16 protein-coding genes are annotated in these 20,762 nt (G+C 47.6%); 12 read left to right on the top strand and 4 right to left on the bottom strand.

Going from position 1 to position 20,762, the window contains the following annotated elements:
* Positions 1-471: 471 nt before the first annotated feature.
* Positions 472-1,365 (bottom strand): CPBP family intramembrane glutamic endopeptidase, encoded by an 894-nt coding sequence (locus PBN151_RS03250; protein ID WP_227774329.1) that lies wholly within the window; start codon positions 1,363-1,365, stop codon positions 472-474.
* A 263-nt stretch (positions 1,366-1,628) separates the two neighbouring features.
* On the opposite strand from PBN151_RS03250, the gene PBN151_RS03245 reads away from it, so the two are divergent.
* The 5 genes from PBN151_RS03245 to PBN151_RS03225 all read left to right on the top strand — a co-directional run bounded on the left by PBN151_RS03245 (position 1,629) and on the right by PBN151_RS03225 (position 8,071).
* Positions 1,629-2,993 carry an erythromycin esterase family protein gene (locus PBN151_RS03245; RefSeq protein WP_072727632.1) on the top strand — a complete coding sequence of 455 codons (1,365 nt, stop codon included), beginning with the start codon at positions 1,629-1,631 and terminating at the stop codon, positions 2,991-2,993.
* Between the two features lie 173 nt (positions 2,994-3,166).
* Complete coding sequence (locus tag PBN151_RS03240) at positions 3,167-4,963, top strand: helix-turn-helix transcriptional regulator (RefSeq protein WP_175560593.1); 1,797 nt, start codon at positions 3,167-3,169, stop codon at positions 4,961-4,963.
* A 225-nt stretch (positions 4,964-5,188) separates the two neighbouring features.
* Positions 5,189-5,656 carry a hypothetical protein gene (locus tag PBN151_RS03235; protein ID WP_072727630.1) on the top strand — a complete coding sequence of 156 codons (468 nt, stop codon included), beginning with the start codon at positions 5,189-5,191 and terminating at the stop codon, positions 5,654-5,656.
* A 338-nt stretch (positions 5,657-5,994) separates the two neighbouring features.
* Complete coding sequence (locus PBN151_RS03230; RefSeq protein ID WP_072727629.1) at positions 5,995-6,594, top strand: nitroreductase family protein; 600 nt, start codon at positions 5,995-5,997, stop codon at positions 6,592-6,594.
* Between the two features lie 313 nt (positions 6,595-6,907).
* Positions 6,908-8,071 carry an Ig-like domain-containing protein gene (locus tag PBN151_RS03225; RefSeq protein ID WP_072727628.1) on the top strand — a complete coding sequence of 388 codons (1,164 nt, stop codon included), beginning with the start codon at positions 6,908-6,910 and terminating at the stop codon, positions 8,069-8,071.
* Positions 8,072-8,314: 243 nt separating this feature from the next.
* On the opposite strand, the gene PBN151_RS03220 is transcribed toward PBN151_RS03225, so the two are convergent.
* Together PBN151_RS03220 and PBN151_RS03215 are read right to left on the bottom strand one after the other, a co-directional pair.
* Positions 8,315-8,857: a transcription repressor NadR gene (locus PBN151_RS03220; protein ID WP_072727627.1), complete on the bottom strand. Its 543-nt coding sequence runs from the start codon at positions 8,855-8,857 to the stop codon at positions 8,315-8,317.
* Entirely contained in the window at positions 8,847-9,992 is a 1,146-nt protein-coding gene (locus PBN151_RS03215) for an IscS subfamily cysteine desulfurase (protein ID WP_072727626.1), read from the bottom strand. The genes PBN151_RS03220 and PBN151_RS03215 overlap by 11 nt, the downstream gene beginning before the upstream one ends.
* Before the next feature lie 235 nt (positions 9,993-10,227).
* Here PBN151_RS03215 and nadB point away from each other — a divergent pair, with 235 nt between their 5' ends.
* From nadB to PBN151_RS03195, 4 genes are all read left to right on the top strand, one after another.
* Positions 10,228-11,925, top strand: a complete 1,698-nt coding sequence (nadB, locus tag PBN151_RS03210) for an L-aspartate oxidase (protein ID WP_072727625.1) — start codon at positions 10,228-10,230, stop codon at positions 11,923-11,925.
* Positions 11,907-12,740: a carboxylating nicotinate-nucleotide diphosphorylase gene (gene nadC / locus PBN151_RS03205; RefSeq protein ID WP_072727624.1), complete on the top strand. Its 834-nt coding sequence runs from the start codon at positions 11,907-11,909 to the stop codon at positions 12,738-12,740. The genes nadB and nadC overlap by 19 nt, the downstream gene beginning before the upstream one ends.
* A 22-nt stretch (positions 12,741-12,762) precedes the next feature.
* Positions 12,763-13,860, top strand: a complete 1,098-nt coding sequence (gene nadA / locus PBN151_RS03200; RefSeq protein WP_072727623.1) for a quinolinate synthase NadA — start codon at positions 12,763-12,765, stop codon at positions 13,858-13,860.
* Between the two features lie 273 nt (positions 13,861-14,133).
* Complete coding sequence (locus tag PBN151_RS03195; protein WP_072727622.1) at positions 14,134-14,790, top strand: DJ-1/PfpI family protein; 657 nt, start codon at positions 14,134-14,136, stop codon at positions 14,788-14,790.
* 149 nt (positions 14,791-14,939) lie between these two features.
* On the opposite strand, the gene PBN151_RS03190 is transcribed toward PBN151_RS03195, so the two are convergent.
* Positions 14,940-15,521, bottom strand: coding sequence for a TetR/AcrR family transcriptional regulator (locus tag PBN151_RS03190; RefSeq protein ID WP_021259688.1), 582 nt, complete (start codon positions 15,519-15,521; stop codon positions 14,940-14,942).
* A gap of 250 nt (positions 15,522-15,771) precedes the next feature.
* On the opposite strand from PBN151_RS03190, the gene PBN151_RS03185 reads away from it, so the two are divergent.
* From PBN151_RS03185 to hutU, 3 genes are all read left to right on the top strand, one after another.
* Complete coding sequence (locus PBN151_RS03185) at positions 15,772-17,034, top strand: MFS transporter (protein WP_072727765.1); 1,263 nt, start codon at positions 15,772-15,774, stop codon at positions 17,032-17,034.
* A 397-nt stretch (positions 17,035-17,431) separates the two neighbouring features.
* On the top strand, positions 17,432-18,994 hold the full coding sequence (hutH, locus tag PBN151_RS03180; protein ID WP_072727621.1) for a histidine ammonia-lyase: 1,563 nt from the start codon (positions 17,432-17,434) through the stop codon (positions 18,992-18,994).
* A 53-nt stretch (positions 18,995-19,047) separates the two neighbouring features.
* On the top strand, positions 19,048-20,733 hold the full coding sequence (gene hutU, locus PBN151_RS03175; RefSeq protein ID WP_072727620.1) for a urocanate hydratase: 1,686 nt from the start codon (positions 19,048-19,050) through the stop codon (positions 20,731-20,733).
* Positions 20,734-20,762 lie beyond the last annotated feature (29 nt).

Raw genomic sequence — 20,762 nt, 5'->3', positions numbered from 1 at the left:
GAGTACTTTTACATTGGCGTGATAATCTGTCTTGCAAAAAAAATTGTAAAAAATCCTTACGATTAAAAATGCCATTACGTTCCTATCCAGATGTGTTGCTGTTGTTACGTAATAAAAATGTAGTTTGTTGAGCGAAAAAAGGTTGGGCTCAAGAAGAGCTGGCAAAGAGGGGGAGAGTCGCAAAACTATCGCTATTCTCAAAAGGATACTAACCGAAGTGTTTGTTTAATAAGAGGAGTGATGCATATAGGAGAAACTATTGATAGAGAATCAATAGCCTCCTTGTTTCATTTCATACAGAGGTCAGAAATTCACAAGTCAATAGCTAACTTGTTCTTTTTTTCACAAAAATACTAAATGTCGGCTGGACACAACATAAAATCCCCCTTAGTGCTAAGGAGGATTTATGATCAATCCAATTCGTTACTCTCTTTTTCGTCAATGAGAATGAGTAGAAAGCTTCATTTCTAGTCACGTCAACTCTCGGACTTTTACTGTTCGTGACACTATAATTGCTGCAATGATAATGATAAATGCCGTAAGGAGACCCGACTCACCGATCCAGACCTCAGAAAACTCCCCTGTTGTTGCACGAGTGAAAGGGCCTTGGATTACAGAATTCCATGAGGTATGGATAATGACAGAAGGCCAGACGCTGCCAGTGGCTAATCGCAATTGGGCGGTAATATAACTGAACGGAATGATACACAGGTAGATGCCTAGGACAGAGAGAAGGACAGATGATCCAGCCACATACATACCAGATATGACAATCGGAATATGCCAAGTTGCCCAGATCAATCCGCTAAGCAAAATAGGACGCGGAGCCTTGGCCTCAACTAAACGTGTCAACATATATCCCCGCCAGCCGACTTCTTCCCCCATAACGGGAATGAGGTTGATGATACTTCCTGCAATGCCAGCCACTACGACCATAAGCACGAAGCTCAGCGGCGTAGGCAAGTACTGCAGACCAAGAGCATGATAGTACGTTTCGAAGGTACCTCCCACAGGAAGCTGGAACGAGGCTATACCACTCATCCAGGCGGTGGAATAGGTGATTCCGCAGATGAGCATAGGAATGAGCAGGCCCAGTCCGATCCCTCTCCATACTTTTACACTGCCCAACTGAAAGGATACATCTGCAAAACCTTCCCGCAAGAGGAGACGGGTTAGAATCGAAGCGATTGCCGGTACGAACATGTATACAACAATAAGCATAATATTTCCCGACATGATGACAGCCGTATTCATGATCAGTGACATTACGAATAAGAGGCCCAGAAATAGATTGAGTCCTTTTCTGGCATGTTGTACTTTCACCTCCCCAAAATCCGAAGTGTTTTTGTTTCCACGCGATTTCAAAATTACATCCTTCCTTTCGACTCATAGAAATTTTTTATATTGATGCCCTCAATCTTTCGCAAACTCAGTATGGCCAATGGGGCGTCATTATTCATAGTGAGGCTTGTAACGAAATGACATGAGGTATGTGTCATCAAAAATGGTGACAGAGAGTAACTAGGAAAAGTGATATGGAATGAATGACAATCGGGTTGAGCGATTGACGCATAGCCTTGCTTGCGGTTCATTGCGCTCATCAAATTACTCAATTGAGGTGGAATAACATGAAGAAGAAAATGATGGTTAGTGGCATGGCTGCAGTAGTTAGCACAGCGCTGTTGGTTGCTGGGGGAGCTTCGAATGCTGGTGCTCAGTCAACAGAAGTGACTCGTTCCGTGCAGACGTCGCAAAATAGTATTGTGAAGTCCTTTGAATCACAGGTTTTTCCATTGAAGACAATTGATCCGACTCAATCGTTTGCAGATTTAAAGCCGCTTAAGAAGATGATCGGGAAAGCCCACTATGTAGGATTAGGGGAGTCAACTCATGGGAGTTCTGAACTTTTTACGATGAAATTTCGCCTCGTGAAATATTTGGTTACGGAGATGGGATTTACGAACTTCGGGCTGGAGGAAGATTGGGGGAATGGCTTACAACTGAATGAATATATCCATACAGGGAAAGGAGATCCTAAGCAATTTTTGAAGATGTTATATCCAACCGACGAGATTATCGCTATGGTGGAGTGGATGAAGGACTTTAATGCCAATTCAAAGAACAAGAATAAGATTCAATTTATCGGACTCGATCTGAAGTCGCTTGACAAGAACGCCTACAATAAAGTCATTAACTATGTGAAGAAACATCATCCCCATATATTGTCTGAAGTTGAGAAAAGCTATAAGGATCTGTCGTCGGCAACTGCCAATGTGGTGGATTATATGAAGCTGACTCCTGAGAAGAAGGCGCGGTTACAGGCAAATGCAGAGAGAGTTGTCCAATTGCTTGAGAAAGTGACTGTAGACAACAAAAAACAATCGGATTCATACGAGCTTGAATGGGTGAAAGGGACGGCAAAAGCAATAAAGAATTTTACAACCATGTTGATTCCGGAGGATTATACGTCCTTGGTCACTCTTCACGAGCAATATCTGGCGGAACAGGCTATATGGGCAAATGAAACATTCGGTGGGAAGACAATGGTGTGGGGCCATAATAATCACTTAACTAAGCGTGCTATTGATAAGGAATGGTATCCGAAACCAGCCGGTGAGTTCCTGAAAGAACTTGTAGGTAATCAGTACGTCACCATTGGAACCTCAACGACGGAAGGGCGCTTGACGCTGTTCGGCGAGATCGATCCGGATGCCAGCGGCGGGAAGATTACAACGGATGTGATACCGCAGCAAAAGAATAGTACGAACGCTATATTCGGGAAAGTATCATACGAGAAGTTCCTACTGGATGCACGCCAACTGAAGGGAGAGGCAGGTCGATGGGTGAAGGAAGAGCAGCCGTTCCTCAGCATAGGGGCGCGATTTGTACCGGGCCTGCCGCTATTTTTCAATGTGCCCCTGCGGGAGCGGTTTGACATTCTTGTCCATATTCGTAACACAAGCCCATCCCATATCATACAAGTACAAAAGTAGGAAATCATTTCTGGAGCAATCGGGATACGGTTGCTCTTTCTTCTTATACTAGACCTCATTCCGCACGAAGGTTCAATCATTTATTTCAGAAATTAATGGTTCTCAATTAGGTTGTATGTGGTGTAACTTGTAGATATCTGATGAAGGATTGAGGTATTCCTATGAAAGAATGGATGAAGCGATGGTTGTGGTCAGATTGGGTCATGTTATGTATACGGATCTCATGGTGGATCACGCTCGTGATTAGTCTATGCATATTGCATGAGCGAGGATTGCCGATACCACTTTGGGCAGCTATGGGGCTCTCCTTTGTTCCATTATTCATCCCGCTTTGGCTTCAACAGTATCATTTGCAGTGGTATTTGATTGCTGAAATTGTGTTGTCGGGGAGTTTTGTTATTTTCCTAAATCTGTATGGGATATCGAATGTATGGCAATATGCCCCGATTGTATTTGTCATTGGCTTTCTAAGCAGTAATCCTACTTACCGATGGACAGCGATTCTATCTTCTGGTGTCATCCCGTTTATTCTCGGCTGGGTAAGTAAAATAAGTTGGATTGATATTATTGTAGACGTCATTTTGCATTATGGGATTGTATTTGCCTTGGGATATGCCTTTCAATTAGCGGTACTTACGCATAGACAGGGGCAAGTGATCAAGGAGCAAAATCGGATTTTGGAACAACATGTGACTCAGGTTGAACAGATGACGTTAGTCGAGGAGCGAAATCGACTATCTAAGGAGCTGCACGATACGATCGGCCATACGTTGACTTCACTCATTATGGGAATGGAGTCGCTGCGTCAGGCGGCAACAGGCGATCAAACTGAACGCATTGATGCTCTTCTGCGCTCTGCCCGCAGTGGACTAGAAGAAGTTCGAACTCACTTGCATCAAATGTCGTCATCTACCCTACCTGCATCTTTTACGATTTCTCTACAAAAGCTGGTTAGCAAATTCAAGGATACAACAAGGATTGAAGTTAAGTATCGAACATTAGGTGAAGAGTATGCCGTGCCTAATCCGATCAAATTAACATTGTACCGTTGTCTACAGGAGGCATTGACGAATGCGGCTCGTCACGGACAAGCAACGGCCATCGAGGTTCATTTGCATTTCGAAGCGAATCAATTGCGTTTGCAAATTCAAGATAATGGGGTAGGTAATGAGCAGTTGCAGCCAGGCTTTGGGCTTTCGACGATGAAGGAGCGCTTGCTAGAGTTGTCAGGCCACTTATCCGTCCACTCTCATCGTGATGAAGGGACGGTCGTGCTCTGTACAGTGCCTAGAAATGATATTGTGCATAGCAAGATACGGCTTGTTATCGTCGACGATCAGCAGTTGATTGTCGATAGTCTTAGCATGATACTTGATAATCAACAGGATCTGCAGGTAGTAGGAACGGCCGGAAATGGAAAATTAGCCGTTGAGTTGTGCGAGCAGGTTCATCCAGATGTTATCTTGATGGATGTCCGTATGCCTGAAATGGATGGAATCGAAGCTTTACAAGTGATTAAGGAAAAGTGGCCTGATCTACAAGTGATCGTAATGAGTACCTTCAGTGATGTAGAACAAGCGGTGACCGCACTTCAGTACGGGGCAGTGGGATATTTGTTGAAATCCATACAGCCCAAGGAGTTAATCGACACGATTCGCCTCATTCATGCTGGAGGCATGTCCATCACCCAGGAGATCGCGGAGCAAGTATTCGAAGAGATGAAGCAGCAGCGGGTGCAGCTCAAGGAACGTGGGAATATCATTTGGGATAATTCATATGGATTAATTAAACGCGAGTTCGAGTTGTTGGATCTACTGCACCGTGGATCACGTTACAAAGCTATCGCCGCTAGCATGAATCTTTCGGAAGGAACGATCCGCAATTATATATCTATCCTCTATTCCAAGCTAGGCGTAAATAACAGGCAAGATGCAGTTGACAAGGCGAAGGAAGAAGGGTTGATTAGTTAGAAGAGAGAGCTTTGATAGATTAGTGGCAATAATCAACTTCTCCAAATAAGTCCGTGAAATTCACGGGCTGTTTTTATGCCTCAAATCCATTTATAGTATAATGAATTATTTATATTTATTATTAATTTCACTTGCCAAAGAATACAGTATATTCTATTATTTCTATAAAATAGTTCCATCTTTGTCCAGACAGCATCGCCAAAAATTATAAATGGAGCGATTGTTATGAAGAAAATTCCTTTCTTGGCTTTATTGGCGGCTCTCTCGGTTATATCTATTGTGCCTGCTGCAAATGCAGAACAAGTATCGTCTCAAGTAAACGCATCATATGCTTCAACACCTAGTAACAATCCAACGATTTCAGCATCAACAAACATGCATTACGAAGGAACATTTGATTCAATATCTACTAATCTCCTCGTCAAAAAAAATATGATTGTTGATGAGGGTAAGTATGTAGCTGTGACAGCTTACGCAACATATCCAAAAGACACTTTACTCTACATGCAGCTTCAAAAAAAGAATGGAAGCTCATGGGATATGGTTAAAGAGGACATTTTCACCGACAATATTAAGGCACACACGTACACTAAACTTAAAGCGGGTACTTACCGAGTTCAATTGTGGTATAACGGTGCTCCAGGTGGTAAAATCACCAACGGCAAAGTGAAACTCGACTGGGTAGGCGAATAGATTCTTTTATCAAAAAGGCATCTCGTTCTAGAGATGTCTTTTTGTATCCCGCTTTTGCAAGACGTTAGACCCTAAAATTCAAAAGTCATTTTTCTTTCTTGTTGACTATATTCATTTTATTTTATATAATTATCTCGAATTAGAGATACTTTAGTCCAAGATAAAGTAGTGCCATCCCAAATAGCTGTTGTTCATATTTGTATAAATGCGAAACACGCAGGATACATTAATTGAGGATGGATGAAAAAGTATTGAAAATGATGCAATTAATTTATTTACACATGTTTCCACAACATATATCGATTTAAAGGATAATCGAATTTAGGAGGAAGAAAACGATGACTAAAGATTTCTACACTGCACTTAAAGAAAGACGTACTTATTACGGAATCAATAAAGAGGTCAAAGTATCAGATGAAAGAATCAAAGAAATCGTCGAATTTGCTGTGAAACACACTCCGTCAGCGTTCAATTCACAATCTTCACGTTTGGTAGTATTGTCTGGTGAGGCCCATAATAAATTATGGGACATTACAACGGAAACATTGAGAAAAGTAGTTGGTAATGGAGACTTTTCAGGAACACAACAAAAAATGGATTCCTTCAAAGCAGGTTATGGTACTGTATTATTCTTTGAAGATGAGGCTGTAGTGAAATCACTTCAAGAACAATTTACTGCATATGCTGACAACTTCCCAATTTGGTCAAACCAAGCATCAGGTATGCACCAATTAGTGGTATGGACAGGATTGGAAGCAGAAGGATTGGGAGCATCTTTGCAGCATTACAATCCACTGATTGATGATGAAGTGAAAAAAGAATGGAATATCCCTGCTAATTGGAAACTTATTGCGCAAATGCCATTTGGTAATCCAACAGCTGCACCAGGTGAAAAGCAATTCAAACCGTTAGAAGAGCGTGTAAAGTTTCATAAATAATTAAGTACTATGTAAACGGAACATTCAATACAAAGAATCCATTTTGATTTGTCATTATTCAAAATGGATTCTTTTTTTTGTGCCAATGAGTAATCTTCATCAAGATTGATTTTCTTTGCAGTAGTTTCTTACATAACCTAGCTGGAGGATTGAGAAGGAAACCTTATACCGCGTGCGAGATGTTCACTTTTTCTCACGATAAGCCGTTAATAAATAATATAGTAAATAATTGGACAGGTGAACTTTTTTGATTCCACCATAGTCTAATCGTTAGCTATACAAAGAGAACCTAATTGTTGAGAGAGGAGAAATTATGAAGTCAGTATTGGAAGTTAGAAAAGGCCGCATTGGCATTGGGTGGCTCATCGTTTGTTCGATGCTTATCCTAGCCTTATCATGCCCAACAAGTTTACATGCCCAGAGCGATGCGGTGTCAGTGACATACGGCAATCAGCCAGGTTCCGTTAAGGAGTTTGTGAAATATGACGTGAGTCCATCTAATTCTGTCACATTAGGTGCGGGTTCCTCAAAGTCGATTAAAGTATACGGATATGAATCTAATGGCAAAAAAGTATCGCTTGGATCGAAGGTGCAGTGGCAGTCAGGCAATGAGCAAGTTGTGAAAATGAGCGGGGCAACGATTAAAGGAGTGGCGGAAGGAAGTACGATCGTTACAGGCGTATATGGTCAACAAAGGTTCGATATTTCCGTACACGTTACTGCTACGATTAAAAAACTAATTGTAACTCCTACGAAGGTGGTACTGTCTCCCGGGAAGTCTGCGGCTTTTTCCGTTCAAGCGGTCTATGCGGGCGGGAGCACAAGAGATGTAACTTCACAGGTGACGGCGAAAGCGTCAGGTCAGGGCATCGATGTTGGCAGCGGTGTCGTTACGGCGGTGGGGCAGCCAAAGGGAAGCGTCAGCGTAAAACTGTATTATGGAGGGAAAGGTGTAACTCTTCCCGTTGTACTACAGGAAAACTTGGTGAGTATTGATGTTCAGCCTACATCTCTCGTGGTGGAAGCGGGAGCTGCAAAGCCCATTAAAGTAATCGGCACTTTATCGAGCGGCAAAAAGGTGTCTCTTGCTGGCAAGATAGCATGGAAGTCCGGCAATGATCAAATTGCCAAAGTAACCGTTTCCGGCGTAAAAGGACTTACGGAGGGAACGACGAGAATTGTGGGCGTGTACGGTGATCGTACGTTTGAAATCCCGGTTCAAGTCACACCAAAGTTGAAAAAGCTGACCGTTGTGGCATCGACGGCGAAGCTTGCGCCTCATCAGTCGACGAGCTATCGAGTACAGGCAGTATACAGCAGCGGTAACACGTCTGATGTCACGTCACTTGCCAAGTCGAAGTCGAACGGCAAGGCGACTGCCAATCAAGGGATGATTACTGCAGTAAGTAAAGGGAAGGCAGTCCTTACCTTTTCATATGGCGGCAAACAAGTATCTCTGCGCATCACAGTAGAGTAGGATGATCTTGAGTTCTAGTTCTATACAAGGCCTGCACAGGTTGATGACCTGTAGAAGTAAAGCATGATGTTCGTGTTGCTCGTGATGTTAGCGTCATGAAGATGTATATATCGGAAAGCGGCAGCTCAGGATTCGACATTCCTGATACTGCCGCTTTTCATTTACCATTATCGAGAATCTCTTTGTCTCACAGCAACTATGTAGACGTCAATTAGACCTCTATCCGTAAGAATGTGCCTGTGCTTAGTCCGTAATAAGGAACCCGACCTTTTTGAGCGCTTCGCATACTTCATCCAATCGCTCTTTGCTTGGGGAGGTCAAGGTATGGAGATGAATTCCATTCGTAAGCTCTGAGATGAAGGCTGCTCCGCTGCTGCGGATATTGTTCATGAAATCATATACCTCTTTGCGGGTATTAACGCGGATTTGTGCCGAGATTTGCCCGTATATGGGGTGTTCCACGATAACATCCTTGACGCCTACGCCATAATCGACGATAAGCAGCAGTTCTTCCTCACTTTGCTCGGGTGCGTGCTGAACAGCAATTACTCGCTCGAACAACGAGGCGTTTTCTTTTGTGCTTTGATCCATGTATACGTATCCTTGGCTAGTCGCGAGAATGGGTTCATTGCGCGCCTTTAGCAAGGTCATATCTTGCACGATTACTTGGCGTGATACATTGGCTCGTTGGGCCAACTCGGTTCCTGTGAGTGGAGAGGAGGACTTCAGCCAATCCAGCAGCTTCGTTCGGCGCTCTTCGCCTGTCAGCTTGATGTTAGTCGCCAATTGGATTTGCTCCTTTCAAGGACGCCAGCAATGTTAACAGGCGGTCCAGATGCTCAGTTGTTGTGGATCTGCCGAAGGAAATGCGGATAAACCGAAGCGCTTCCTCCTTGCGAAGTCCAATAGCCGCAAGAGAGGGGGAAGGCTCCTGATGGCCTGCTGCACAGGCCGTTCCGGTCGAAATGCAGATTCCGTTGCGATTACATTCTAGCATAACATATTGGCCCTCCATCCCGTCAAAGAGGCACCCGGCAATATGTGGAGCAACTTCGGCGTATTGTTCGTTAACAGCAGGGGTGAGTGGAATTCCAAGCCGCCCAGCTTGGGTGAACAAATAAGTATAAAGCTGCCGGAAGTGTGAGAACAGCTTAGCTTGATGCTCCACGCAATGCTCGGCAGCAGTCACGAAGGCGCCAATACCGGGAACATTGACTGTGCCCGCGCGAAAGCCTCGTTCATGGTTGGTTCCTGGCAGGACAGGCTGCCAAGGGACTCGTGGATGAAGGTAGGAAGCTCCCACCCCTTTGGGGCCATACACTTTGTGGCTGGACAGCGAGCAGGCATCGACCCCCAACTGGCGGATATCAATCGGGAGCTTGCCAAATGTCTGAACCATATCACTATGCAGGAAAATGCCTCGTGCTCTGAGTAGAGGCGACAGATCAGCCAACGGCTGCACAATTCCTGTCTCGGAATTGGCATGCTGAATGGATACTAAGCCTGTGTCCGGTTCAAGTGCTTGTTCAAGAATTTCCTTCGTAATGATGCCTCCCGCATTCGGCTCAATGAGCGTCACCCGGTACCCTAGCCGTTCCAGATAGGAAAGGGCATTACGGATGGAGGCGTGCTCCATTACTGTTGTGACAAGATGCTTTCTCCCCTCTGGCAACCCTTTGAGAATGGATTGAATCGTCAATAGATTCGACTCCGATCCTCCGCTCGTAAAATATATGCCTTCCTTAACTCCGCCTATCATACTTGCCAGCTTCTCTCGGCAGTATTCCAGCACATTTGCTGCACGGCCGCCTGTGTCATGAAGGCTGTGACTATTGCCGTATGCTTCGCGGCTTAATTCGGTTAGTAGGTGCAGCGCACGTTCATCCATAGGTGCAGCAGCGGCGTAATCCAAATATATCAACGGTGAAAGTCCCCTTTATATTCTTGTTATTTGTTACTCATCATGCAGTCACTTTTCCCATGTCTATCCAGGAATGAGTTGCCTTTATCAAAATCCTTGCTTGCAAAGTGACTGAGCTTATTGTAATGTTGTATCAGATTTACTGTCAATACAGGTGTAAAGACACATGTATATTATATGATTATTTGTTTGTAAAGTTCATGCACTTATTTTCGAAATAAAGAAGTGAAGAGATATGGAAAAGGGAGAACACTCCGTTATTGTTGTGGGTTCTGGAGTCGCGGCACTGTCGTTACTATCCTCGCTGCCTCCACATATACACGCAACTGTATTAACCAAGGGAACGGTGTCAGACAGCAACTCGATTCTGGCACAAGGGGGGATTGCTACCTCCTACTTGCCAGATGATACGATGCTTAGTCATATCGCAGATACACTTGAAGCCGGAGCGGGGCATAACGACCTGAACATGGTGCAGACGGTCATTCGGGAGGGCAAGGAGATTATGCTTGAGCTTGTAGAGGCTCAGTTTCCTTTTGACCGTGATCGCGATGGCAGGCTAATGCTTGGACGTGAAGGTGCTCATCGTGCGAATCGGATCTTTCATGCTGGCGGTGACGCCTCTGGCAGGATGCTGGTGGAGTATTTGCTGCAGCAGATCCCGAGTCATGTTCAAATCCGTGAATATGTTACTGTAATTGATCTTCTTGTGGAGAAAGGGCACTGCAATGGTGTTGTTCTCCGAAGCAAGGAAGGGCAGATCGAGACGCTTCATGCTGATCATGTCGTGTTAGCCACAGGAGGATGTGGCAGCCTGTATCGCCATCACAGCAATCATCAGATTGCAACCGGCGATGGGCTAATGCTGGCCTATCGTGCAGGAGCGCATCTAACGGATCTTGAATTCATGCAGTTTCATCCGACATTGCTTGTGAAGGACGACCGCAGCTATGGACTAGTGTCGGAAGCGGTGCGCGGGGAAGGCGGTGTGTTAATTGACGAGCATGGCCGCCGGATTATGGAAGGCAGACATGAACTTAAGGATTTGGCTCCACGTGATGTCGTAGCTCGAGTGATTCATGAAGAGATGCGGCAAGGGCATGCGGTGTATATAGATATTCAAGCATGTCTAGAGTTTCGAAGTCGCTTCCCGAGTATTACGCGACTTTGTGAAGAAGCTGGTGTAGATCTGGAGAAGGGACGGATTCCAGTAGCCCCGGGCATGCACTTCCTCATGGGGGGCATTCAAGTTAATGAATGGGCAGAGAGCAGTATTCACGGATTATTTGCGATTGGGGAAGCCGGCTGCAACGGACTCCATGGAGCTAATCGTCTAGCAAGCAATTCATTGCTGGAAGCACTAGTTACAGGGCGCAGGGCGGCAATGCGAATTCGTGCGAGTGAACTCGGGAAACTGGGATCACGGGCCGACGAGGTAGAGGCAAACGTTGTCAGAGGAACCAGAGCGACTGGAGCATTCACGGGTGAAGCAGCAATTACTGGCGAAGTAGGCATGGCTAAAGAAGTCGAGGCTGAAATAGTTGATGGTAATGTGCAGCACTCCATTTCGATACAGGTTCCGCAGACGTCGCTTGCTGAGCTTCAGCGTAGAATGACGGCGGCAGCAGCAATTGAACGGAATCGGGAACAATTGCAGGGCATGAAGCAGTGGTTAATGGAGATGCCGACACAGGCCTTAAAAGTGCAAAAAATCACAAGGGACCAGTTGGAGCTTGCGAACTTGTGGCAGCTGGCACAACTTGTTACCGAGTCTGCTTTGCTGCGGGAGGAGAGCCGCGGGGCTCATTACCGGAGCGATTGTCCGAATCGTGATTATCATAATTGGGGAAGTAGACAAATTGTCCATTCCCTGACAGGAACTCAAATTGTGCGTAACGAAAGGATTGTGCCATCATGGAACGTTTTCAGTTAAGACGGCTGCTGGAATCCTTCTATGCGGAGGATATCGGAAGCGGGGATCAGACATCGTCATTTCTATTTGACGGCGAACAGTGCGAAGCGGTTATTAAAAGTAAAGCGGACGGATTGCTTGCAGGGACGGATGTCATTACAGAGGGCTTTCGGCTAATGTCAGAGGGGATTCAGATTTCCTTGCAGAAGCGAGATGGGGACTCTCTATCTAAGGGAGAACCAATAGCAGTCTTACAAGGATCTGCGGGAGCAATGCTGACTGGAGAGCGCGTTGTCCTGAACTTGCTGCAGCGCATGTCTGCGATTGCGACTCAGACGCGACAAGCGATTCGGCTGCTCGATAACGAGCATACCCGAATTTGTGATACGCGCAAGACGATGCCGGGTCTGCGCATGCTCGACAAGTATGCGGTGCGTGTAGGCGGCGGCTATAATCATCGCTTCGGTCTATATGACGGCATTATGATCAAGGACAATCATATTGCGGCTTGCGGCTCGATCACAGAGGCGGTTAGACGAGCGAGATCTTATGCCGGCCACATGATTCGGATTGAGGTAGAGATTGAATCGGAGGCACAGCTGTTGGAGGCCATTGCAGCGCAGGCAGATGTCATTATGTTCGATAACCGCTCACCGGAAGAAGTGAAGCACTTCGCATCATTAACACCAGAAAGCATCATAACTGAGGCATCAGGCGGCATTACGTTCAACACGCTTCACCAGTATCGGGGAACAGGTGTAGATTATATATCGCTCGGATTTTTGACTCATTCGGTACACAGTCTAGACATTAGCATGGATGTAGAACTTCGTTAAGGAAAAGAGGGGGAGAGAGACGATGTCCATATTGGAAGCGATGAGAGGCGAACATGGCATGATGCCTGAGCACTATAAGCGGCTGAGTGTGGAAGAGATGGAGCAGCGGGTGCGTGATATCAAGCAGCGGTTCGGCTCGAGATTGTTGATTCCCGGCCACCATTATCAGAAAGATGAGGTCATTCAGTTTGCCGACATTACTGGGGATTCGCTGCAGCTTGCTCAGCGAATTACAGATGCGGAGTTTATTGTCTTTTGCGGTGTTCACTTCATGGCGGAGACAGCTGACATGCTGTCATCTCCGAGTCAAGTCGTTGTGCTCCCAGATATGCGTGCTGGCTGTTCGATGGCGGATATGGCCAATATGCAGCAGACCGAGGTGGCGTGGGAACGTCTGCAGGCAGTGTATGGAGACACCATTATTCCGTTAACCTATGTCAATTCATCGGCTGAGATTAAAGCCTTCGTTGGCCGACATGGAGGCGCGACAGTAACTTCATCTAACGCGAAGGAAGTATTGGCATGGGCGTTCAAGCAGAAGGAGCGAATCCTCTTCCTGCCGGATCAGCATCTAGGGCGGAATACGGCTTATGATCTGGGCATTTCGCTGCACGACATGGCGTTGTGGGATCCGGAGCTGGGCGAGCTGGTGACAGATCGTGAGGATGTGCAAGCCATTCAGGTTATCTTATGGAAGGGGCATTGTTCAGTACATGAGAAGTTCACGGTAGACAATATTCGCAGTGTTCGGGAGCGAGATCCAGAGATTCACATTATCGTTCACCCTGAATGCTCGCGTGAAGTCGTTGCGTTATCGGATTATGCAGGATCCACGAAGTATATCATTGATACGATCAATGCTGCGGAACCCGGAACGAAGTGGGCCATCGGAACGGAAATGAATCTCGTGAACCGCATCATCCATACTCACCCGGATAAGCAGATTGAATCGCTCAATCCGAATATGTGCCCGTGCTTAACGATGAATCGGATCGACCTGCCTCATTTGCTCTGGTCATTGGAGCAGATTGACCAAGGCAAGCCGGTAGGCATCATTACGGTGCCAAAATCGATCAAGGCCGATGCTGTTAAGGCGCTGGATCGAATGCTGCAGATTTAGGTAAGAGCTGTCAGGGGCGAGCGCATTATTGGGGATAACATTGCTGATCGAGCCGCAGGTGGTGCGTAGTGAATGTACACGTTATTTTCCAGTTGTGAAGATGTTGAGCTGATTTAGGTGTGCTTCGTGTAGGGCGAGAAATTCCATCCGGCTACTTGAAAGACCATTATACCCGGCAGTGGTTTCACAGTATTGACACCTATATACTATAGGGGGGTATGGTATACTCTGTGTTGATACGCATCAAACATCTGCGCGAGGGAGAGGTCTTGGATGGAAATCGCAATCATGCTATACGATGGAATCACAGCCTTAGACGCAATTGGGCCCTATGAAGTATTTGCGGCTACAATGAAATGCAAAGTGAAGTTTGTCGCCAAAGAAAAAGGGTTGATTAAATTAGATTCAAAAATGGGCTATATGCATGCCGATTACTGCTTCTCGGAGATTACTTCAGCTGATATTCTTGTCGTGCCTGGCTGCAGCCCGCCAAACTATAAAGCTCCGATGAATGATGAAGCGACGTTGAATTGGATACGCCAATTGCATGAGACCACGACTTGGACGACATCGGTGTGCAACGGTTCCTTGATTTTGAGTGCTTCTGGCTTGTTGAATGGTGCCAAGGCGACAAGTCATTGGGGATCCTTCGAACTGCTTCGTTCGCTTGGAGCCATTCCAACAAATGAGAGAGTGGTTCGCCATGGCAAAATCGTCACAGCGGCCGGCATCTCTTCCGGTATCGATATGGCACTCCAATTGGTAGCCTGGGAAATGGGTGAAGAGATAAGCAAAGGAGTGCAGTTGATCTTGGAATATGATCCTCAGCCTCCGTTTGATGCAGGTTCGCCCCATAAAGCGCCGGCCCCATTGGTAGAACAGATAAGAGGAATGCTTCAACAGTTCTCACAGCAGGAGCCGAATTTATAAATTGCAATACGTCTATCAGGTCTGGATACAGACAGGCGAGGATTAGAACAGAGAGATATATCAGCAGTTGAAAATAGAAAGCAGCAGTCTAGTACTTTATTCGGGTGCTAGACTGCTGCTTTTTCATTTCCTAGACGACCTACATTACATTACTTCAGCAACGCAAGCGTCGCTCTGATCGCATTATCAATAAATGATTGCTGTGGACGAGACTTCAACATAACAGTCAGTCCAATTAGCGAGATGATGAGCGCTTGTGACAAAGCCTTCGCTTCTATATGGGCATCGAGCTCGCCTGATTGAATCCCGCGTTCTATCGTTTCTTGAAAAATGACAGACAAGTACATTTGATGTTCTCTTGTTAGAATTTCGAATTTCTCATCATGAGGCGCAAGTTCGACCATGGTATTAATGCAAAAACAACCCCGACTGCAATCACCTGCGTATTCCTCAGCAACCACATCTGCAAAAAACGCAGCAAATGCTTCTTTGACAGAAGAGTGGCTTTGAAGCTTGTCACGTGTCTCAGAAGCCCGGGACATCATGTATTTGCGTAGCGCAGTTTCGAACAATTCTTTTTTGTCTCCAAAGGCAGCGTATATGCTAGGGCGCTGAATACCCATTCTGGAGGTTAAATCGCTTAACGAGGTAGCCTCATATCCCTTCTCCCAAAATAGCTGCATAGCCGCATCTAATACTTTACCTTCGTCAAATTCACGAGTTCTTGCCACAATACATACCTCTCTTTTTACGTACTGACCAGTATGCTATTATTTTATGATTTGCTGTTCTTTTTGTCAAATATAGGTCGGACTATCCTAATTGAGAGAGGATGGACATTTCAACAAACGCTAATGAGGTCAAATATACTTGTTGACAATAAGAGTTGGCGTGAGCTATATTTACTGGGAATTATAACATATCGATCGGTACAGTATAATAATCACTAAGTTAAGCGAATGGAGGTAAAGTGTGTCCAACATGAAGGAGGTTCTAGAAAAGGCAGAGATTCATGCCCATACCAAGGGAAATTCCGCACAGGATTCACAGCTTACGTCTGATTCTGATCAGCGAACGACGATGTCTCGTTATGTGATTCTGTTGTTTGCAGCAGCTTGCGGCATGTCTGTCGCCAATATCTACTTCGCTCAGCCACTGCTCGATCAGCTGTCGATTGAGTTTGGTATTGAGCATTCGCTCATTGGCATCGTGATTACGATCACTCAGATCTTTTATGGGGTGGGTTTGCTTCTGCTGGTACCACTTGGAGATATGTTGAACCAACGTCGGTTAATTATTGGACAGATGCTATTGTCCATGATTGCTCTCGTTATCGTGGGAACGGCTCCTACCAGCACCGTTCTATTTGTTGGCATGGCATTGGTGGGGCTGCTTGCCGTAGTGACGCAGACGCTTGTGGCGCTAGCGGCAACGATGGCTGCCCCCGCTGAACGAGGACGCGTCGTTGGCATGGTCACAAGCGGAATTGTCATCGGCATTCTGCTTGCAAGGTCCATTGCCGGTATTGTAACGGATCTTGCAGGTTGGCGTGCCGTATATCTGGTCTCCGCCGTGATGCTGCTGCTTATCGTTTGTATGTTTGCTAGAGTGCTGCCCCATTATGAGCGTGAGGTCAGGTCACTGTCCTATGCTCAGCTGCTCGGATCCGTGATTACGTTGTTTGTACAAGAACGGATGCTGCGTATCCGCTCTGTCCTGGCGCTGCTGATTTTTGCTGATTTCAGCATTTTGTGGACTTCACTCGTACTGCCGCTTAGTGCCCCGCCGCTATCGCTTTCATACAGTGCTATCGGGGCGTTTGGACTGGCAGGTGTTGCCGGAGCGTTAGCGGCAGCTCGGGCGGGGAAGCTGGCTGATCGAGGCTATGGACAGAGAACGACTGGCTTTTCTCTGGTTCTACTGCTGCTCTCATGGTTGTTCATCCGCTATACGGAGCAGTCCTTATTCGCATTAATGATTGGCATAGTTCTGCTGGACTTGGCGGTGCAAGCCGTACACGTCACGAATCAGACGATGACCCTTCCTTTGCGCGCGGAGGCGCGCAGTCGACTAACTGCCGGATACATGGTGTTTTATTCGATCGGCAGCGCAAGCGGCTCAATTGCTTCAACCCATGTCTATGCACATTATGGCTGGGGCGGCGTATGCTTGCTTGGAGCCTCAGTCAGTGCAGCAGCTCTCCTTTTTTGGGCAATGACCAGACGCGTTGGGGCTGCTGCATGAAGGTAAGCTGCAGTCCTATAATCTACAGACTCAGCATTATGAATCGGGTTGCTTATCACCTCACTCAATCGCGAGGACTATGCGGCATCTTCACTTGCAATTGTGTTGGCAGCGGCTGCATCACAGATGTTGGATGTGATGGCAAGGGCGCTTAATCCCTACGTCTGTGAATGCACCATACTTGACAGAAATGAATACACATGTAATAGTAGATGAAATGGATATATTTGCCTATCTAATTCAAATGAAAGGGCGATGCATAGTGATGCGCGTTCATCATTGTTACTGGGATGAGCAATTTCATAGGTCGGCCCTTTTGAACAAGAGGCTGTGTGGAAGCTAACAACTTCCGCACAGCCTCTTTCTTTTGGTAAAGCAAGAAAGGAGAGGGATGGTTGTGGCAGTTAAACATTTGCATCAAGAAGAGCATACGGGGCCAATCACGCTGGACGGAGGACAATTGACACTAGGTCAACTGGCTACGATTGCCTATGATTACGCCCCAGTTGTTCTCGCATCAGACGCTGTGCAGCGCGTCACGCGATGCCGTGAGATGGTCGAGGAATTCGTGGATGCGAATAAAGTGGTATATGGGGTGACCACCGGATTCGGCAAGTTCAGCGATGTCATGATTTCACCAGAGGATTCGGCAGAATTGCAAGCCAACTTAATTCGGAGCCATGCCTGTGCCGTTGGTTCTTCCTTGCCAGAGGCAGCGGTGCGCACGATCATGTTGCTGCGGGCGAACGCCCTCGCAAAGGGCTTCTCCGGCATTCGTCTGGAAACGCTTCAATTGCTTATTGACTGTCTGAATCGGGGCGTTCATCCGGTGATCCCTGAGCAGGGATCGCTTGGCGCGAGCGGAGATTTGGCCCCATTGTCGCACTTGGCGCTGGTTCTAATGGGTGAAGGGGAAGCTGTCTATCATGGAACGCGCTTGTCCGGTCATGATGCATTGGCATCGGCAGGTCTGAAGCCCGTACAGCTGCAGGCCAAGGAAGGGCTGTCGCTAATCAATGGCACACAGATTATGACAGCAATCGGTGCACTGACTTATGTGCATGCACTACGGCTTGCCAAGACGGCGGATGCGATCGCAGCTCTGACGGTGGAGTGCTTGCATGGGATTACGGATGCGTTCGCGGATGAGCTTCAGCGCGTCCGGCCGTATCCAGAGCAGATTGGCGTCGCTGCCAATCTGAGAACACTGCTGAGCGGCAGCCGGTTGACGACGAAGCAAGGCGATATTCGTGTGCAGGATGCCTATTCCCTGCGCTGCTTGCCTCAGGTTCATGGCGCATCACGACAGGTACTTGCTTATGTAGAGGATAAGTTGAATGTGGAGATGAATGCAGCGACCGATAATCCGCTCTTGTTTTTGGAACAGGGCACAGTCATCTCGGGCGGGAATTTTCATGGACAGCCGATGGCGTTTGCGATGGATTTCTTGAAAATTGGGATGAGCGAGCTGGCCAACATCGCGGAGCGGCGCACGGAGCGGCTTGTCAATCCAGCATTGTCTGGTGGGCTGCCTGCTTTCCTTAGCCATCAGCCGGGTATGGCGTCTGGCATGATGATCCCGCAGTACGTGAGCGCATCGCTCGTCTCGGAGAACAAAGTGTTGGCTCATCCGGCGAGCGTCGACTCGATCCCTTCCTCCGCCAATCAGGAGGATCATGTATCGATGGGGACGACGGCTGCCCGCCATGCGGCACAAGTGGTAGACAATGTGTCCAAGGTGCTGGCCATTGAGCTGATCTGCGCGGCAGAAGCCGCCGAGTTCCGAGGCGCAGAGAAGCTGGCTCCTTCGACGCGTGCACTCTTCGACTTAGTGCGCAAGCTTGTACCGCCAGTAACGACGGATCGCTCTCTAAGCAAGGAGATTGAAGAAGTAGCATCTGCGCTTAGCAGAGGGGAGTTCCTTCATGCCGTAGAGGAAGTAGCAGGCCGATTATATTAAGTCGACTTCAAGAAGAGTACATCATGTTTCATATGAAAAGGAGGCGTAACAAGATGAATCAGGTAAAGAGAAGCATTCGTGCACCGCGCGGTAACGAAATAACATGCAAGGGGTGGGTTCAGGAAGCAGCCATGCGCATGCTGATGAACAATTTGGATCCAGAAGTGGCGGAACGACCGGAAGACTTGGTGGTCTATGGCGGGATTGGCAAGGCGGCACGCAACTGGCCTTCCTACGAGGCCATTGTCCGTGAACTGCAGCGGCTGGAGAGCGATGAGACGCTGCTTATTCAATCCGGCAAGCCGGTCGGTGTATTCCGCACACATGAGCGGGCACCCCGCGTACTCTTGTCGAACTCTGTGCTCGTACCGAATTGGGCGAACTGGGATCACTTCCGCGAGCTCGAACGCAAAGGGCTGATGATGTATGGTCAGATGACTGCGGGAAGCTGGATTTATATTGGGACGCAAGGCATTCTCCAAGGCACATATGAAACGTTCGCGGAAGCTGCCCGCCAGCATGCGGGAGGAACGCTTCGCGGCACGCTTACATTAACGGCTGGTCTTGGCGGCATGGGTGGTGCCCAGCCTCTTGCTGTGACGATGAATGATGGCGTCGTGATTGCAGTCGAGGCAGATCGTTCTCGGATTGAACGCCGCATTGAAACGCGTTACTGTGATGTATTGGCCGAGACCCTGGATGAAGCATTGGAACTCGCAATTCAAGCAATCAATGAGCAGAGGCCGTTATCGATCGGATTGCTTGGCAATGCGGCCGAGCTATTCCCTGAATTTGTACGCCGCGGCATCAAGCCCGACTTCGTAACCGACCAGACTTCTGCTCATGATCCGCTCAACGGTTACATCCCAGCTGGTTACAGCTTGGAGGATGCTGCTGCTCTTCGCGTCCGTGATCCGAAGCATTATATCGAGCTGGCGAAGGCCAGTATGGCGGTTCACGTGCAGGCGATGCTGGACTTGCAGAAGCTCGGGTCTGTTGTGTTCGATTACGGCAACAACATTCGCCAAGTGGCATTCGATCAAGGTGTGCAAGACGCGTTCGCATTTCCAGGCTTTGTTCCGGCTTATATTCGTCCGCTCTTCTGCGAGGGCAAAGGGCCGTTCCGCTGGGCCGCCTTATCGGGCGATCCAGAAGATATTCGCAAGACAGATGAACTCGTATTGAAGCTGTTCCCGGATAATGATCATTTGCGCCGCTGGATTGCGATGGCCCAAGAGAGGGTGTCCTTCCAAGGCCTGCCGGCCCGTATTTGCTGGCTCGGATATGGAGATCGCGCCAAGTTCGGCTTGGCGATTAATGAGATGGTGAAGTCAGGCGAGCTTAGCGCTCCGATCGTTATTGGCCGCGATCATCTCGACTGCGGCTCCGTTGCTTCCCCGAACCGCGAGACGGAGGGGATGAAGGACGGCTCTGACGCTGTAGGAGACTGGGCAATCTTGAATGCACTTATTAATACATCGGCAGGGGCCTCTTGGGTATCCGTCCATCATGGCGGCGGCGTTGGCATGGGATATTCCTTGCACGCCGGTATGGTCGTCGTTGCCGACGGCACGGATGAAGCTGCGGAACGGCTGCGCTGCGTCTTGACGACCGATCCAGGGATGGGGGTCATCCGCCACGTAGACGCAGGATATGACGAAGCGGTTGCAACCGCGGAGCAGCATGGAATCTGTATTCCAATGCGCAGCAGTCATGACAGCACGGGAAATTGCCGATAGTAGTGGATTAAAAGTTGCTGACTGCGAGT

The sequence above is a fragment of the Paenibacillus sp. NAIST15-1 genome (genome assembly GCF_001894745.1).
GTDB classification, from domain to species: domain Bacteria; phylum Bacillota; class Bacilli; order Paenibacillales; family Paenibacillaceae; genus Paenibacillus_B; species Paenibacillus_B suaedae.
Note: the sequence above shows the minus strand (reverse complement) of the source record. Positions and strands in the feature narration are given on the sequence as shown.